Origin of the sequence: Shewanella sp. SM101 (assembly GCF_025654465.1) — a bacterium.
Taxonomy (GTDB): domain Bacteria; phylum Pseudomonadota; class Gammaproteobacteria; order Enterobacterales; family Shewanellaceae; genus Shewanella; species Shewanella oncorhynchi.
In genome coordinates this window covers 88,656-105,230 of the sequence record NZ_JAKKRH010000018.1, presented here as the reverse complement: position 1 = coordinate 105,230, position 16,575 = coordinate 88,656, and the positions used below count along the sequence as shown (strand labels likewise).

The following is a 16,575-nucleotide window of genomic DNA, read 5'->3' as shown; positions in this document are numbered from 1 at the left end:
TGGTGTGCCACCCTGGCGTTCTAGTTTTAACTGTCTCACCCATTTATCCATAGTGGACTTACCTACGTTCATCGCCTTTGCAGCTTCGATGATGCTATGGTTTTTATCGAGGACTAATTGGGCTGCTTCAAGTTTGAATTCAGCACTAAATGTTTTTCTGGTTGTCGATCTCATGTGTTCACCTAAAGTCATCTACGAGGTAATAATATCACCTCTATTTAGGTGGCCAAAATTAGTGTGCCACTACAGGCTTATACACTAAATATCTTAAGGATTTTACGGCGGGTGATGTGATCTTAAGTCATGAGCGAATGCTGGAATTTATTAATGACCTGACAACGCAAGGTTGGTTATTGGCTAATTTCACTTGGGACTATTGGTATAACAACAGTTACTTAGTCGATAAACCTGCCTATATTCGTGATGCGAGCATCGCACAATGTAAGTTGCTGCTAACCGCCATGACGCGACTCGAGGTTTTTAGCCCCGGCGTGTTAGAAAATATGCGTCGCCAAGGGGTGTTACTGGCTATTGTTGAGCGGTTACAAAGCTTAAAAGTGCCTAAGTCGAGTACTCATTTTGAGTTTATCAGCCGTTAGCACTGGGCTTTAATGGATTGTTATCTAATCGTTTGTCTTACTCTTTAGTCTAATAAAGTGCTTTTTTACTTGTGACATGATCCGTGGATTGGTTAGTTTGGACCTCGCTAACCATAATAATAAATGCACGGAGGCCTTAATGTCAGTTCCTACAAGCCAAGTTATAAGCCCGCTAAATGCTAGCGAGTTTAGAGGCGAGTCATCACCGAAACTCGTTGAGAAGACCATAGGTCAATATCTTGATGAGATTGCGGCAACGTATCCCGACCAATTAGCTGTCGTCGTACACCATCAACATATCCGCTGGAATTACCGCCAATATCTTGCCCAAATCGATGCGCTCGCCACAGGACTATTAAAACTCGGCATTAAGTCTGGTGATAGGGTAGGGATTTGGTCGCCTAATAATATCGAGTGGTGTTTAACCCAATATGCGACCGCTAAAATTGGCGCCATCATGGTGTGTATTAATCCTGCGTATCGTCCTGAAGAGTTGCAATACGCGCTGAGTAACGTGGGTTGTCGCGCGGTAATTTGTGCTGATAAGTTTAAATCCAGCAATTATCTTGAGATGCTATATGAATTGGCGCCTGAGCTAACTTTTTGCCCAACGGGTAAATTACAAGCTAAAGCCGTACCTGAGCTTGAATTTGTGATCCGTATGGGCGCAGAGAAATCCGTCGGTATGCTGAATTTTGATGACTTGATCGTTGATGTGACCGCCGCTGACAGGATAATGCTCGAGAGGATTGCTAAGGAATTAAGCCCATACGATGCGATTAATATCCAGTTTACCTCTGGCACGACGGGCAGCCCGAAAGGTGCGACCCTATCCCATCATAACATATTGAATAATGGCTATTTAGTCGCAGAGGCGATGAAGTTTACCTATCACGATAAACTCTGTATTCCAGTGCCTTTATACCATTGTTTTGGCATGGTACTCGGCAGTTTAGTCTGCTTAGCTAAAGGCGCAACTGCTGTGTTCCCCGGTGAATCCTTTGATCCACTGACGACATTGCAAGTGATTGAGCAAGAGCGTTGCACCGCTTTGCATGGCGTACCGACCATGTTTATTGCCGAGTTGGAACACCCAGAATTTGCTCGTTTTGATTTGAGTTCCTTACGTACCGGCGTGATGGCGGGGGCAACTTGTCCTGAAGAAGTGATGCGACGTGTACAAAACCTGATGTATATGAAGGAAGTGCTGATTGGCTATGGTCAGACCGAATGCAGTCCGCTCAATCACATTACTGAAATCGACTCACCCGTAGAGAAACGCGTTCTCACCGTTGGCCGTGCTTTACCCCATACCGAAGTGAAAATTGTCGATGAATTTGGCGAAGTGCTGCCAATTAATCAACCCGGCGAAGTCTGTAGTCGCGGTTACTGCATTATGCAGTGTTATTGGAATGATCCTGAGAAAACGGCGGCAACCATAGACAGTCAAGGCTGGCTACATTCGGGCGATATTGGCCAAATGGATGAGCAAGGTTATGTGCAAATTGTGGGGCGCATTAAAGATATGATTATTCGCGGCGGCGAGAATATTTATCCCCGTGAGATTGAAGAGAAACTTTACACCCATAAAGATGTGCAGGATGCGGCGGTCTTTGGCGTTCAAAGCGATAAATACGGCGAGGAAGTGTGTGCTTGGATCAAAGTCCGCTCAGGAGCCGTGATTACAGAGGCTGATATTCGTCATTTTCTCACCGAGAAGTTCGCCTACTTTAAAGTGCCGCGTTATATCAAGTTTGTGGATCAGTATCCAATGACAGTGACGGGAAAGATTCAGAAATTCAAAATGCGTGAGCTGATGTATCAAGAGTTATATGAAGATATTAATGCTTAAGTCATTTGGCTTTGAGTTGATTAATACTATTGATATTTGACTTCCAAGCCGCGTAATGCGGCTTGAATTTTATTCAGTCTAACTATTTCGGTTAGCAGATAAACGAACAAGCTAATTGGCTAATGAAAAAGTTGGCGAGTCATACCATCAAGTCAAGCTGCATGTTGAGTTAGCTTTCGCTGCTAATGTCGTTATTCTAATTGTAACAAAACTTCACTTCCCCGCTGTGGCTTGATGGCTATACTAAAACTAGTCATAAAATCTAACCAATCATAAAATCTCGGCAGATAAAAACGAAAGCGTTAAGTTGTCGATGATGTAGTCGTAAATCCATGTAGGCAAAGGAGTACTAAATGGTTCGATGGCGTTCAATGCTCCTTGTGTATTGTCTTTCCTTTATGGGATTGAGCGTAGCTAAAGCGGATACCTTAATGCTCACTTCTTTACTTTGGCCGCCTTATTCAGGAGAGCAATTAACGGAGCAGGGTGCCAGTATTGCCGTGGTACGGGCGGCGCTGAACGTTATGGGACACCAATTAGACGTGGATTTCTATCCGTGGAGCCGCGCTGTCAAACTTACGACTATGCCGAACTCTGACTACATAGGTTATTTTCCTGAATACTATGTAGAGACAGAAAAGTTTATCTTTTCAAAACCGATTGGCGAAAGTCCATTGGGGCTGGTGGAGCAAAAGTCCCATCCAGTAAGTTGGAATTATATTGAAGATCTTAATCGCTATACCTTAGGTGTGGTGAAAGATTATGTGAATACTCAGGCCTTAGATCGCATGATCGTTTCCGGTGTACAGCGGACTGAAGCTGTGACTTCGGATGAGTATAATGTCAAAAAAGTTGCCGCAGGTCGGATTGATGCCGCGGTGATTGATGTCAACGTTCTGCACTATTTACTCAAGCAAAAGCCCTTACAGCCGCTGGCGACAAAGTTGCAAATCAATCGGCAAATTCTGGCGAATAAGCAGCTCTATATCGCGTTTCGTAATACAGAAGAGGGACGGCGTTGGCGAGATATTGTTGACCAAGGTTTAGCGCAGGTGGACGTAGAAACCATTATTGGAGAGCTACTTTATCGTGAAGACTAATGTAGGGTTTTAGGATAGTTTATTCTTTGTTTTACTCGCTGTTTTTCCGCCTATTTCCCCGTAAAGTCACTTCTGATATGCAGTTTGTCATCATTTTGTCTTTGTTCACTATTAGTATCACTTTAACGGCATGAGTTGTTCTCTCATTTTATTGATTAAGGTGACATGAAGAAACTTCCTTTTGAGCTTCCATTTGAGTTAGATACGCTGCAGCAACTCATTGATACTCATAATCTTAAGTTAGATTATCAGATCCTTGCCGACATTCCATTCCGCCAAGAGCATTTCCCCCTTTACAGTGTTGAGTTAGGTGGTACAGATACGCCTTGTCCGACAGTACTCTTTGTGGGGGGCGTGCATGGGGTTGAGCGTATTGGATCTCAAGTTATTTTGGCATTGTTAAACAGTTTATTGCAGCGGCTTGTTTGGGATAAACACCTACAACAGATGCTAACGGGCCTGCGGTTAGCTTTTGTACCTGTAGTGAATCCTGTTGGGTTATTCATGGGAACGCGGGGCAATGGTAATCAAGTGGATTTGATGCGTAACGCTCCGATAGAATCCCGTGAAAAAGTGTCCTTTATGGTGGGAGGACAGCGTATATCGTCACGGCTGCCCTGGTATCGCGGTATTGGGGGAATGGAGCTGGAAACTGCGGGCTTAGTTGCCTATGTACAACAACTGTTGAGTCGCAGCACAAGTTTGATTTCGCTCGATGCCCACTCGGGATTTGGCTTGAGTGATCATATCTGGTTCCCCTACGCCCATACCCGTACCGCCTTCGAAAATGCCAATTATATTTTTCATCTAAAACAATTATTTGAACAGAGTTATCCCCATCACGGCCATTATCGGTTGGCGCCGCAGAGCCAGTTTTATCGCACTCATGGTGATATTTGGGATTATCTCTATCGCCAGCACCAAGTGGCAGATCCTTCTGCTCAGGTGCCATTTTTACCTTTGACATTAGAGATGGGATCTTGGGCATGGATAAAGAAGAATCCTAGACAAATATTTAATTTTGCTGGCTTTTTTAATCCACAAAAAACACATCGTCACCACAGGATTTTACGCAGGCATACAGTACTCATGCAATTTATGATGGAAGCGGCCTATGCCCAATCGTTAGAGCAGTTAACACCTGAACGTTTGACTGAGCTGACAGAGTGCGCACGGCATTATTGGTATCGGGAGTCTCAGTCATGACCACTTGGGTGTTATTAAGGGGATTAATGCGTGATCAGCGCCATTGGAATGGTTTCGATCAGCGTCTGCGACAAAAGGGATTGCGAGTGCTGACACCGGATCTTCCGGGCAATGGGACGCTATCCCACGAATTAAGTCCGCTTAAGATTGCCGATTATGCCCATGCCGTGTGGCAGCAATTGGATGAGCAGGTACAGGAAGGGGAGACTATTTATCTCCTCGGCTTGTCTATGGGCGGTATGTTGGCGTTGGAAATGGCATGCCAGCGACCTTGGCAGATAAGGCATGCCTTTGTATTAAACAGCAGTGCGGCGAATTTATCGTCTTGGTATCAAAGATTTAACCCGCTGAATGCATTGAAGGCTTTTTTCATGCGGGCTCGGGGTAACGCTTTACATCCAATCGAGTCGACTATAGTGCGTTTAACCAGTTTTCGTCATCGGCGAGACCGAGATTTAATTGTCAAGTGGAGTGAGTTTCGCCGCGATACCACACCAAGTAGACGCAATGTATGGCGACAACTTTGGGCGGCTTTTCAATACCAATGTCCATTGACAGTAGAAGTGCCGATAACTGTGCTCTGCGGTGACCGTGATGCGCTGGTGAGTATGGCATCGAGTAAGGCGTTAGCACGGCATTTTTACACCGATTTGATTGTACTCGCGTATTGTGGTCACGATGCCGCTATAGATGCATCCGCAAAACTGGCGCATTATCTGTTGGACATTGTGGGGGCGACTAAGCCGCAAGTGCAGTTTTCTGTGGATAGTGAGCCTGCCAATACTCAATATGATTGCAACGATTTATTGGAGGAAGAAATAGCCTTAAACGAAGCGATATTTGCTGTATGGGATGACAAAGCGCTATCCACTCTTGAAACCAAATAATCGAGAGTGAATAGCGCAGTTAACGCATTGTCTTATTAAGCTTTAGCCACTACGGTTTGGCCTATCGGTGTGAGGCTGAGTAAAGCCAACTTAAGATGCTGTATCCCAAAGGGAATACCGATAATCGTCACAAAACAAGCTAAGGCGTGGAGCAAATGCCCTATGACTAACCAGATCCCAAACAGTAAGAACCAAATGATATTTCCTACCATGCCTAATGCACCTGTGCCCAAGTCTTCACGTCCAGTTAAGTGGCGACGGTTCATTTGTTCTTGGCCGAAGGGCCAAAAGGTCATTTCGCCGATAACAAAACAGGCGCGGCCGAAGGGAATACCAATGATACTGATAAAACACAGGACACCTGCGAGCCACCAAGCGAGTCCCATCACAAATCCGCCGAGTACAAACCAAGCTATGTTGAATATTAAGCGTAATACAGCCATTGAAAGCTCCTTATGTTTACCCTGTTAGCCTTTATCGTTAGCTTCGATAAATTGAATATATGTCAATGTCTAAGCGATAACTATGCCAACTATTTAAATTGTTCATAATCAATTGGTTAATTATATGTATTCGAGATTCATGTGTCATTTTCACTAGTTTTTCGCCAAATTGATAATTTCTTAAGGGCGTAACAGGAAGGGCGGAGTTACACTAGCCTTCCCTTAACTGGCTTAAAAACCAGAGAATTTAATCGTTTGAGTAGCTTGATGTTTGCAAATTCCCCTGTCGAACCATTTGCCTTTGCTGGCAGAGACATATTCCTAAAACGTGATGATTTACTGCATCCGGCGTTTAGTGGCAATAAAGCTCGCAAATTCGGCTATTTTTTAGATCATGAGTTTGCAGGCATCAGCAAGGTGATAGGTCATGGCTCGCCATTAGCTAACTCACTGTATTCATTGTCAACATTAGCGAAGATGAAAGGCTGGCAATGTGATTTTTATGTAGATCATATTGCCAGTCAAGTGGTTAAACATCCTACGGGCAATTACGCTGCCGCTTTAGCGAATGGCGCTAATATTATCGATTTAAGTGTGTTAATAGCACAAAAGCAGGCGTGCACTCAGTCGCAATCTGAACCTCACGTTTTGTCAAATCTTAATGCTAGGCCTGACCCTACAGCGCAAGTGGGCGATGTGCGACTGAGTTGCCAAGATTATATCGAGGCTCAAGTATTCGTGAATGAGCCGACGGCGCTTTTTATCCCTGAGGGGGGTCGTTGTGCTTACGCTGAATACGGGGTAAATAGATTGGCGCAAGAGATAGTACAGTTTGCGAAGGCGAATGGATTGGTTGATTTAACGGTGTTTTTACCTTCGGGGACGGGAACGACAGCGTTATTTTTAAATCAGTATTTTATCCGTCAGCAAACGGATATTCGCGTCGTGACTTGTGCCGTTGTCGGTGGCGATGATTATTTGCGCTTGCAATTTTTGTTGCTTAATACCAATACCAGTGAGCATCCACAGATTGTTAATGTCGGCAAGAAATATCATTTTGGTAAACTTTATCCGGAATTTTATGCCATGTGGCAGCGGGTCTGCGCCTCAGGCGTGCAGTTTGAATTACTCTACGATCCCTTAGGTTTTATTGTGCTTGAGGAATATTTACAAGGCGGTGGCTCTCGTCCTGTGATGTATATCCACCAAGGTGGCTTACTCGGGAACGAGACCATGTTGCCACGTTATCAGCGTAAATTTGGGCAAAGTGGCTCATCCTGTGCCTCTGAGCATTGACTTAGTGACGCTAAGACATAATATGTTTGAAGCTATGTAATGCTAAGTTAAGCTGATGATTTGGAACGATGGGGAATATTAATGACTGAAGCGGAATATCTCGCCAATTACAATCCTAAGGTTTTTAAGGCTCAGCTACTGACAGTAGATGCTGTATTGTTTACCTATCACGATCAGCAGCTTAAAGTACTCCTAGTACAACGCTCAAATCATCCATTTTTAGGTTTATGGGGATTACCTGGAGGGTTTATCGATGAAAATTGCGATCAATCCCTTGAGCAAACTGTATTACGTAAACTGCATGAGAAAACCGCAGTAGTGCCACCTTATATTGAGCAGCTATGCACTGTGGGTAATCGTGGTCGCGATGTAAGAGGCTGGTCTGTGACTGTGTGTTATACCGCCTTGATGAGTTATCAAGCTTGCCAAATTCAGATTGATTCAGTGAGTGATGTTAAGTGGTGGCCATTAGCAGATGTGTTGCAGATGCCCTTGGCGTTTGATCATCTGCAGTTAATTGAGCAAGCGCGGGAACGCTTAACACAAAAAGCCTTATATTCTTTAGTACCAGGATTTGCACTGTCTGAACCTTTTACCTTGCCAGAACTGCAGCATGTACATGAGGTTTTACTGGGCAAGCCTATCCAAGGTAAATCTTTTCGTCGGCGGGTTGAACAGGCCGATTTATTGATCGATACGGGATTAAAGCGCACCGAACGTGGTCGTCCTGCTAATTTATACCGCTTGAAACCCAATACCGCATCGTATCGCTTCTTAAGAAATTTAGAATGTTGATCACAGTGAATGTGGATTTAAGCAAGATATTCGCCTTGCTCAATATGAGTTACGGCGACTGGTTATGCCTTATTCATGGTGACTTTGAATCAGTAAAGGCTGTTTAATTACTGATTTTGCCTTAATGTCTCCGGTTCTTGTATTACTCGATACCCATATTGTAGCTTCTTAGTTGTCGCACCCACCAATAGTGTCTAAAGGACACTATATGTCATTTAAGCATAACATTTTAGGTTGCGGCGTCTGAAATAGTCTAAAAATCAACTTTACATAATAATGTCTTTAAGACACTATTGTTCATGTAGACAACAAGGGCGTCGTCAATTTCGGCAATCTTGCCACAGACAGGAGGTTACTATGTCCCAACGTATTCAAACGTCTCAAGATGCTTCTCACGCTCAATGTTCGCAAGCCGATTTTTATCGGTTACCCGCAGCTAGCGATGAGACTCACTACCGTTTATTTCAATTTGGTGCGGGGGAAAACCATGTTCAACTACTGGTTCCTCCAGCGAAACGCGTCACAGTTTTCTTCGGTTATTGTGGCGATCATTCCATCATGCAACTCTTGTTGTTAACTGATGCATTGCGTCGCAGTGGTGCCGAGCAAATTGATCTGCTACTGCCTTATATGCCGGGCGCTCGCCAAGATAGGGTGTGTAATGCCGGTGAGGCCTTGTCGATAAAAGTCTATGCTAGCCTGATTAATCAGCAGCAATATGCTTCAGTCAGCGTTTTTGACCCGCACAGCGATGTCACAGCCGCATTGTTAGAACGGGTTCAAGTAATTGATAACAAAAGTTTTGTCGCCGCGATCGCAGCCCAATTATCGGGTGAGCTAGTGTTAGTCTCGCCCGATGCGGGGGCGAATAAAAAAGTATTCGGCTTAGCTAAAGCGTTACAGGGAATGCCGGTGATCAGGGCCGATAAACATCGTGATGTGGTCAATGGGCATATTATCGCTACCGAAGTGTTCTGTGATGACTTATCGGGTAAAACCTGCTTAATCGTTGACGACATTTGCGCGGGTGGCAGAACCTTTATTGAACTTGCCATCAAATTAAAGCAAAAGGGTGCCCAAAGCGTTATTTTGATCGTGTCACATTATGAAGATAAGGCCAGCGAGTTGGTACTGCGAGAGTCGGGCATAGACAGATTATTTTGTACCGATAGTTTAGGTGTCCCCACACATATTTCGAGCGAGTTCTGTCATTGCCATGCTGTTTTGAGTTATATGAATCATTAAGGAAAATATTATGTACTTGAATCCTGTTACCGCCATTGATGGCTACAAAGTCGACCACCGTCGTCAATATCCCGATAATACTCAGGTGATTTTTAGTAACCTGACTGCCCGTAAATCCCGTCGTGGTTACACTGACCAAATGGTGTTTTTTGGCTTGCAATATTTTATCAAGCATTTCTTGATTGACAGTTGGAACCGTGATTTCTTTCAACAACCCAAAGATCAGGTCATTCGTCAATTCTCCCGCCGTATCAATAACTATCTCGGGCCGAATAATGTTGGCACTCAGCATATTGAGGAGTTGCATGATTTAGGCTATTTACCAATTAAAATTATGGCATTACCTGAAGGCTCAGTGTATCCATTAAAAGTGCCTTGCTTGATTTTGTACAATACCGATGAGCGGTTCTTTTGGTTGACCAATTATCTCGAAACCATCCTTTCCGCTAATGTGTGGGGTATGTGTACCAGTGCTACTACCGCGCTGCAATACCGCAAAATATTTGAGACTTACGCGCTAGAAACCGATGGTGACATCGCTTTTGTTGATTGGCAGGGTCACGATTTTAGTTTCCGTGGCATGTATGGTGCAGAGGCCGCGATCATGAGCGGCGCCGCACATTTACTCAGTTTTACTGGGACTGATACCATACCCTCCATTGATTTTCTTGAGCAATATTACCTTGCCGATAGTGATAAAGAACTTGTCGGTGGTAGTGTGCCCGCAACGGAGCACAGTGTCATGTGCGCGGGTGGCATGGAGAATGAATTAGAGACGTTCCGCCGTTTGATTGAAGATATTTACCCAACGGGCATTGTCAGCATTGTTTCAGATTCTTGGGATTTTTGGCAGGTGATGACAGAATTCACCTTAGCGTTAAAAGACCGCATTCTTGCCCGCGATGGCAAAGTGGTGTTTAGGCCTGATACGGGTTGCCCTGTGAAGATCATTTGTGGCGATCCACAAGCACCAATTGGGAGTCCCGAATATAAAGGCGCTATTGAGTGTCTGTGGGACGTCTTTGGGGGTAGCACAACTGCCAAAGGTTACAAAGCGCTGAATAGCCATGTTGGACTGATCTATGGCGATTCAATCACCATTGAACGGGCTGAAGCTATTTGTGCTGGTTTAAAGGCTAAAGGTTTTGCGTCAACCAATATTGTGTTTGGGATAGGCAGTTTTACCTATCAACACGTGACCCGAGATACTGACGGTTATGCCGTGAAAGCGACCTTTGCGAAAGTTGATGGTAAAGACAGAGAAATATTTAAAGATCCTAAAACTGATGATGGCACTAAAAAATCCGCTAAGGGTTTAGTAGCGGTATTTAAAGATGAGCAGGGTCAATTTTATCTTAAAGATCAAGCCAGCTGGCAAGATGTCAACAATTGCGAGTTTGTTCCCGTATTTGCCGATGGTGAACTATTAACGGAATATTCTTTAGCAGATATTCGCGCAAGGTTGGCAGAGTCTAGAAGTTGAGCCTATCGATTTATGATTTTTAACGGCTATCGACAATAGCGAAGATAAAACTGGCAATGTGATTTCTATTAGGGTCATATTGTCAGTTAAGTTTTGAATTTATTTTAAGTCGCGTAAGTAAAACGCCCCATAAATAGTCAAATGCAAATACAAGCGATTAAGACAGTAACTGGTTCCGTTTAAGAATTTTATAGGTACGACGGCCCATGTTTTCGAGGTTTTTTAAATCTTTTAGGCTAGGCGCCACCTCACTAAATTGCCAATAACTGATTTCGGCATCTAACATTTCCAGCATTTTCTTCGAACAACCTAAACATTGTCCCTGGCACAGTTGTGCTTCTTCTAAATTGAGTGGAATAGTCTCTTTGATCTGGTTTATCAAGGTTTGCATGGCAATTTGAGTATTGGGTTTTGGCATAGATGATGTGCTGAACAGTATTCATGTGTATGAATATTAGCGGATGCTGCAATGGAAAGAGGTGATCTAACGCTGGATTTGACTCATTTGGTTCGGCAGGTATCTGTGTGAGAGAGATACAGCCTGAACCAAATGTGCTCGTCATAATGACGTAAAAAAGGATAGCGTGTTCGTGACATTCGGCTATCAGTCTACTTAAGTGCTCGGTACTGCGAAGATAATGGAAACCGATTAAATACACTTGAGTAAACGGGTACTGCGGTATTAATTTTTAACTTATCGTTTTACTTACTTTTTGACTTATTTGTTCGCGGACAATAACCATTTCATAAAGCTGATGGCTTCTGTACGTTTAGAAAAAGTCTGTCTGTTTTTACCTTGACGATCGGTAAAAGCAATTGAGGTTTTATTTACTGAGATTGAATCTACAGGGAAGTTCACTGTAATTTCATGTCCATTAATTTTGTATGACATATGCCACACTCCTTTTTGTTAATTCACCCATAGGTGAGATAGTTGTAACTATAAAATATCCTTAGCAATTGTGCGAAAGATTCGTTCTATTGAGTATCGAGGTTACCCCATCTTTGATTCATTAATCAAGAGATGCTTAATCGATAAATATTTCATGTTGTCGATTACGTCAATGGAATAACTCGATTCAACCAGTTGACCATAGCTTAATGACAATACTATGACAACAAGGAGAACGGTAAGTTCACAGACATAACCACATGATTTTAGTGATATCGAATGATTGAGCTTATGGGGTTTTGCTTGTAGTAGGCTTTCTTTATGAGGACCGAACTCTGATTGCTAAATATCAGGCTGGGTTAAAAAGGTAAACAACAAGGTGTATCTCAAAACGACGTGCAGTATATCAATAAAAATGGCTTATGCAAGTTTAATTTTTATTCGATGTCATTATTTATTTGCTAATGTTGAATTAAAGTGTATTTTTCGTGGCTATTCACTTGATTTAAAAGGTATAGTTATGTCTATTTATGGGTTGGTTTTTATTTTTGTGGTAATTGACTAAGGTTAATATTGCCGTTTTATAGGTAAATGTTATAAAAAATCCCACTAAAACAGGTCATTTTAATGGGATTAATCATAGTCATTTATGTAATGGAATTATTAAACTGAATTTATAAATGAATCTATGCGTTTGCTGTTGTTTAAAAACTCAGTCAAAAGGTTTAATAAATCAGTTCACCTATGGGATTGAGTAGCTTACTCAGACCTTTGGTAAAATGCAGCGGTGCATCTAATACTGTGTAGCATAAGCAACCGTTAATGGTTTTCGGTGAGTGATGATGTTGGCCGTCAAGCACGATAAAATCACCTGGCACATAGTCACCATTAAGATCGGAAAACTCTCCGGCTAGCAATAGTGTTAGTTCATAACCTTTATGGGTATGTTGGGGGATTTCACCTTGGGCATCTATATGCAATAGGCTAGCGCGGGTGTTCGTTTCGTCGACATCAAAACGCATGCGACTGACTTTGCCTAATATTTGCCATGGACGGGCCAAATGCTGACGAAACACCGAGGGCACAGTGTAATGCTGTTGCTTTATGTCGACATCGATAGGGGCGTTATTAGGCACATTTGTCGCTGCCGGTATAGTCATGATTTGCGCCATCATAGCGTTAATGTCCAATGCCGATTCTTGATTGTCGCCAGAGTGTTGCACCTTAACATACTCTCTGTGCATCAACTCTTCGCCCGTATCATTTGCAGCATGACCGCCATCAGGATTTAATGCTAAATTTGCAGCTTGTTCTGTGAATAGGGCAAGCTGCTCACGACAAGCCTCACATAGGGCGCAGTGTGCGGATATTGCTATCGCCATTGATAAAGGTAAGTTCCCATTAGCATGGCTGACGAGTAATTCTTGTTGGGGATGATGTTTAATCATTGTGTGTCTCCAAGAAGCTTTTCAACTTTTCTAGCCCTAATCTTAAACGGGACTTTATGGTCCCTATCGGTACCTTTAGGGCATCGGCTAGCTCTTGTTGAGTGAGTTCTTGCATGTAAATGCCTTGCACAACTTGTCTTTGTGCTATGGGAAGGGCATCAAGATGTTGGAGTAATTTAGCTGTCAACTTGTGATCAGTGAGTGTGTCCAGAGCCATGGTCGCATCACACAGCGGCCAAATATCATCACCGAAAGTATCTTCTCTATTGTGTTGTACCCGTCTAAGCATATCGAAACATTGATTACGCATGATGGTAAACACCCAAGTTGTCACTGACCCTTTTTCTGCATTATATAGATGAGCCTTAGTCCAAACGCTGGTCATGGTTTCTTGTACTAAATCCATCGCCAACCCTTGTTGATTCAGTCTTTGTAAACCAAAGGCTCGGATCTTGGGCATGAAATGCTGAAATAAGTGACCAAAGGCGGCTCTGTCTCGGTTGTCTGCTACTTGTAGCATAAACGTGATTAAAGCATCCGCTTGAGGCTCGCAGGTTTGGGAAGCTGGAATTTCGTTATCCATAGCCGAATTAGTCAGAGACGTGATTGGGACATGATACCGAGTTTGCCTGCTTTGTGATTGAATATTTTCCATTATTTTCGCTCTTATCCCAGTCGTGAGTGCTGAGTGTGATATCAGTAACGACAAAATTGAGAAGTGTGTTGTACTTCTGAGCCCAGTTTTGCTGTCAAACTTTCAATCAATACGAAGTGGCTTAAATAAAGGATCATTCACAGTATTATTTAATGACGGCCCGCAATAGATCTCGGGTCATAATATGATCTAAGGCATTAATGCAGGTGTACTTTTCGGATGCTTGTACGGGTAATATTTCTAGCCAGCGCTGGCAGACCCAAGCGATATCATCGAACTGTTCTGTTTGGTAGTGCTTGAGATGTTGCGGATATTCCTTAAGAATGTTTTGTAACATTTGACTCAAGTAACGTTCATCGGTCGCAATACGTACAGCAGGCCAATTGTCGATTAAACTGACGTCTCCGCGCTTTAAACCATCAGCTTCGACACTGATTTTATCAAGTTTAAAGCGTTTTGAACCTTGAATACTGATCCCTAATAGTCCGTCTGGTAAGGTTTCAAAATCAATAATATGCACTAAGGTGCCTATGGGCTGAATGGTTTTACCATCCTCTTCAAGCATACATAAGCCAAAGCCTTGGCCTGACTTTAATGATTCGGCGACCAAGCGTTTATATCTAGGTTCAAATACCCGCAGTTGTGTGTAACCTTCGGGCAATAAACAAATGGGTAATGGAAAAAGAGGTAATTTCATCGTGGCCTCTGGTGAACTTATGTTCCTATCATTACGTACCATAATGGCAGTTCGATCAGTAAAATTATTCAACAGTAGTTTACCCATAGTGAGAGGATGGCATGAAATTAAATCCATTTGAGAAAAAGATCGTTCAGCATCCATTACGTTTTTGGCTACAAAATCATCTCGAAGCGCCCTTATTGACCTCTATGATGCCAAAACCTATGGCTTTGTGCGAACGCGCATTAGAAATAGGTTGTGGGTTTGGTAACGGCATTCAGTTGATCCGCGAACATTTTGGCGCGGGACATATCACGGCCGTGGATATCGATCCTGAAATGGTTGCCTCCGCACAATCCTGTTGGCAATCTCGGCCGCAAGGGTTAAAAGGGCTGAGTTTCTCGGTTGCTGATGCAACATGTTTACCCTTTGCCGATAGCGAGTTTGATATGGTGTTTGATTTTGCCGTATTCCACCATATTCCAGAGTGGCAAGCGGCCATTAAGGAAGTTGCAAGGGTGCTGAAACCGAACGGACACTTTGTGATAGAGGATTTATATCGTGCCGCAATTTGTAATCCATTGAGCCGACGCTTATTTGAGCATCCACAGCAGAATCGCTTTAATCATAGTGAGTTGTTAACGGTATTGCGCCAGCTGGGATTTGAGATTGTCCGCGATAGAAATGCCTTTAATCTTGCGGGTATGGTGCTCGCCCAGAAAATATTGCGTTAGGTGTTAGAGTTGATGCTTAACCTAAATTGAATCGTTAGGATTAAATGATTGCGTTAGCACTAAGACCAAATATTAGCAATGCCGCGTATTATCTGAAAATATTAGCTTAGGGATGCAGATATCTGAGATGCGCTAAACGAAGTTTATGGCCGAACTTTGCGAGAGTGGTTGTAATTTTTAGATAAAATAGACTCTCAGCATGGTTCTTCATGGGAGTTTACCGCTATAATTTGAGCTAATCCGTCGCATGTGGGGAAAGGATTTTCCTCAAGAGTAGAGAAGCAGCATTATGGCAAACGTACTTGCAACCGTAGATCAGCGTACCAAACTCGTTGGTGAGAACCGACTTGAGTTGTTGCTCTTTAGCATTAATTCCACGCAGTTATTTGCCATTAACGTCTTTAAAGTCAAAGAAGTTGTCAAGCTTCCTCCCTTGAATGCGATGCCGGGTAGTCATCCGCATATTTCTGGTGTTGCTAATATTCGCGGAATTTCTATCCCCGTGATTGATTTACGTTCGGCCATAGGGTTTAAGCCCGTGCCGCCTAACGAAGATGCCAATATGATCATCACAGAATATAACCGCAGTGTGCAGGGTTTCTTAGTCGGTAAGGTTGAACACATTATCAACATGACTTGGAGCGATATTATGCCACCGCCGAAAACGGCTGGGCGTAATAATTATCTAACGGCAATTACTCGCATAGAGCATCAAGGTCAGTCGCAGTTAGTGTCTATTATCGACGTAGAAAAAGTCTTGGCGGAGATAATTCACTACGATATCCGTTTATCTGAAGGTGTACTCGACGAAACCTTAGTCCATGAAATGCCAGGCAGAAAAATCCTGATTGTGGATGATTCATCGACCGCCAGACGTCAAGTGCGTGAAACGTTAGGCCAACTGGGAATCGAAATTATTGAGGCATCTGATGGCTTACAAGCGCTGACGTTATTGCAGAAATGGCGTGATGAAGGTAAACAAGTTGCCAAAGAATTATTGATGATGATTACCGATGCCGAAATGCCCGAAATGGACGGTTATAAGCTCACTTCTGAAGTGCGTAGCGATAAAGCTATGTCGGATTTATTCATCACCTTAAATACTTCGTTGAGTGGCAGTTTTAACCATGCCATGGTTGAAAAAGTGGGCTGTGATAAGTTTATTTCTAAGTTCCAACCGGATTTGCTGGTGGAAGTGGTGCAAGAAAGATTAAGACAAGTGATCAATCACTGATCGCATTTTGAGATACGAACTATCGGT

18 protein-coding genes are annotated in these 16,575 nt (G+C 43.2%); 11 read left to right on the top strand and 7 right to left on the bottom strand.

What is annotated here, in order from left to right; genetic code table 11:
• Positions 1 to 174: transposase (locus L5M38_RS12030; protein WP_263148818.1), on the bottom strand; the 174-nt coding region annotated here is incomplete at its 3' end.
• 116 nt (positions 175 to 290) lie between these two features.
• Between L5M38_RS12030 and L5M38_RS12025 the strand changes: the two genes are divergently transcribed.
• From L5M38_RS12025 to L5M38_RS12005, 5 genes are all read left to right on the top strand, one after another.
• Positions 291 to 599 carry a DUF6508 domain-containing protein gene (locus tag L5M38_RS12025; RefSeq protein ID WP_263179233.1) on the top strand — a complete coding sequence of 103 codons (309 nt, stop codon included), beginning with the start codon at positions 291 to 293 and terminating at the stop codon, positions 597 to 599.
• Between the two features lie 139 nt (positions 600 to 738).
• On the top strand, positions 739 to 2,451 hold the full coding sequence (locus tag L5M38_RS12020; protein WP_263179231.1) for an AMP-binding protein: 1,713 nt from the start codon (positions 739 to 741) through the stop codon (positions 2,449 to 2,451).
• Positions 2,452 to 2,804: 353 nt separating this feature from the next.
• Entirely contained in the window at positions 2,805 to 3,551 is a 747-nt protein-coding gene (locus L5M38_RS12015) for a substrate-binding periplasmic protein (protein WP_263179230.1), read from the top strand.
• A 165-nt stretch (positions 3,552 to 3,716) separates the two neighbouring features.
• Positions 3,717 to 4,757, top strand: a complete 1,041-nt coding sequence (locus L5M38_RS12010; protein ID WP_263179229.1) for a M14 family metallopeptidase — start codon at positions 3,717 to 3,719, stop codon at positions 4,755 to 4,757.
• Complete coding sequence (locus L5M38_RS12005) at positions 4,754 to 5,644, top strand: alpha/beta fold hydrolase (RefSeq protein WP_263179227.1); 891 nt, start codon at positions 4,754 to 4,756, stop codon at positions 5,642 to 5,644. The genes L5M38_RS12010 and L5M38_RS12005 overlap by 4 nt, the downstream gene beginning before the upstream one ends.
• Before the next feature lie 35 nt (positions 5,645 to 5,679).
• Here L5M38_RS12005 and L5M38_RS12000 read toward each other — a convergent pair whose 3' ends face one another.
• Positions 5,680 to 6,087 (bottom strand): YccF domain-containing protein, encoded by a 408-nt coding sequence (locus tag L5M38_RS12000; RefSeq protein WP_263179226.1) that lies wholly within the window; start codon positions 6,085 to 6,087, stop codon positions 5,680 to 5,682.
• A gap of 267 nt (positions 6,088 to 6,354) precedes the next feature.
• On the opposite strand from L5M38_RS12000, the gene L5M38_RS11995 reads away from it, so the two are divergent.
• The 4 genes from L5M38_RS11995 (at position 6,355) to L5M38_RS11980 (ending at position 10,906) form a co-directional block, all read left to right on the top strand.
• Complete coding sequence (locus tag L5M38_RS11995; RefSeq protein WP_263179225.1) at positions 6,355 to 7,383, top strand: pyridoxal-phosphate dependent enzyme; 1,029 nt, start codon at positions 6,355 to 6,357, stop codon at positions 7,381 to 7,383.
• A gap of 81 nt (positions 7,384 to 7,464) precedes the next feature.
• Complete coding sequence (locus tag L5M38_RS11990) at positions 7,465 to 8,178, top strand: NrtR DNA-binding winged helix domain-containing protein (protein WP_173244236.1); 714 nt, start codon at positions 7,465 to 7,467, stop codon at positions 8,176 to 8,178.
• 357 nt (positions 8,179 to 8,535) lie between these two features.
• Entirely contained in the window at positions 8,536 to 9,423 is an 888-nt protein-coding gene (gene prs / locus L5M38_RS11985) for a ribose-phosphate diphosphokinase (RefSeq protein ID WP_263179224.1), read from the top strand.
• Positions 9,424 to 9,433: 10 nt separating this feature from the next.
• Entirely contained in the window at positions 9,434 to 10,906 is a 1,473-nt protein-coding gene (locus L5M38_RS11980; protein ID WP_263179223.1) for a nicotinate phosphoribosyltransferase, read from the top strand.
• A gap of 157 nt (positions 10,907 to 11,063) precedes the next feature.
• Here L5M38_RS11980 and L5M38_RS11975 read toward each other — a convergent pair whose 3' ends face one another.
• The 5 genes from L5M38_RS11975 to L5M38_RS11955 all read right to left on the bottom strand — a co-directional run bounded on the left by L5M38_RS11975 (position 11,064) and on the right by L5M38_RS11955 (position 14,598).
• On the bottom strand, positions 11,064 to 11,324 hold the full coding sequence (locus L5M38_RS11975) for a hypothetical protein (protein ID WP_263179222.1): 261 nt from the start codon (positions 11,322 to 11,324) through the stop codon (positions 11,064 to 11,066).
• Between the two features lie 300 nt (positions 11,325 to 11,624).
• Entirely contained in the window at positions 11,625 to 11,798 is a 174-nt protein-coding gene (locus tag L5M38_RS11970; RefSeq protein ID WP_006082106.1) for a hypothetical protein, read from the bottom strand.
• Between the two features lie 725 nt (positions 11,799 to 12,523).
• Positions 12,524 to 13,246: a ChrR family anti-sigma-E factor gene (locus L5M38_RS11965; RefSeq protein ID WP_263179221.1), complete on the bottom strand. Its 723-nt coding sequence runs from the start codon at positions 13,244 to 13,246 to the stop codon at positions 12,524 to 12,526.
• Complete coding sequence (locus L5M38_RS11960) at positions 13,239 to 13,901, bottom strand: sigma-70 family RNA polymerase sigma factor (RefSeq protein WP_263179220.1); 663 nt, start codon at positions 13,899 to 13,901, stop codon at positions 13,239 to 13,241. Before L5M38_RS11960 ends, L5M38_RS11965 begins: the two co-directional genes overlap by 8 nt.
• Before the next feature lie 145 nt (positions 13,902 to 14,046).
• Positions 14,047 to 14,598 carry an LON peptidase substrate-binding domain-containing protein gene (locus tag L5M38_RS11955; protein WP_028759610.1) on the bottom strand — a complete coding sequence of 184 codons (552 nt, stop codon included), beginning with the start codon at positions 14,596 to 14,598 and terminating at the stop codon, positions 14,047 to 14,049.
• Between the two features lie 101 nt (positions 14,599 to 14,699).
• On the opposite strand from L5M38_RS11955, the gene L5M38_RS11950 reads away from it, so the two are divergent.
• Positions 14,700 to 15,314: a class I SAM-dependent methyltransferase gene (locus tag L5M38_RS11950; RefSeq protein ID WP_113940904.1), complete on the top strand. Its 615-nt coding sequence runs from the start codon at positions 14,700 to 14,702 to the stop codon at positions 15,312 to 15,314.
• A gap of 289 nt (positions 15,315 to 15,603) precedes the next feature.
• The gene (locus L5M38_RS11945; protein WP_105252200.1) at positions 15,604 to 16,548 is read left to right on the top strand and encodes a chemotaxis protein CheV; all 945 of its coding nucleotides are present in this window, start codon (positions 15,604 to 15,606) and stop codon (positions 16,546 to 16,548) included.
• Positions 16,549 to 16,575: the final 27 nt, after the last annotated feature.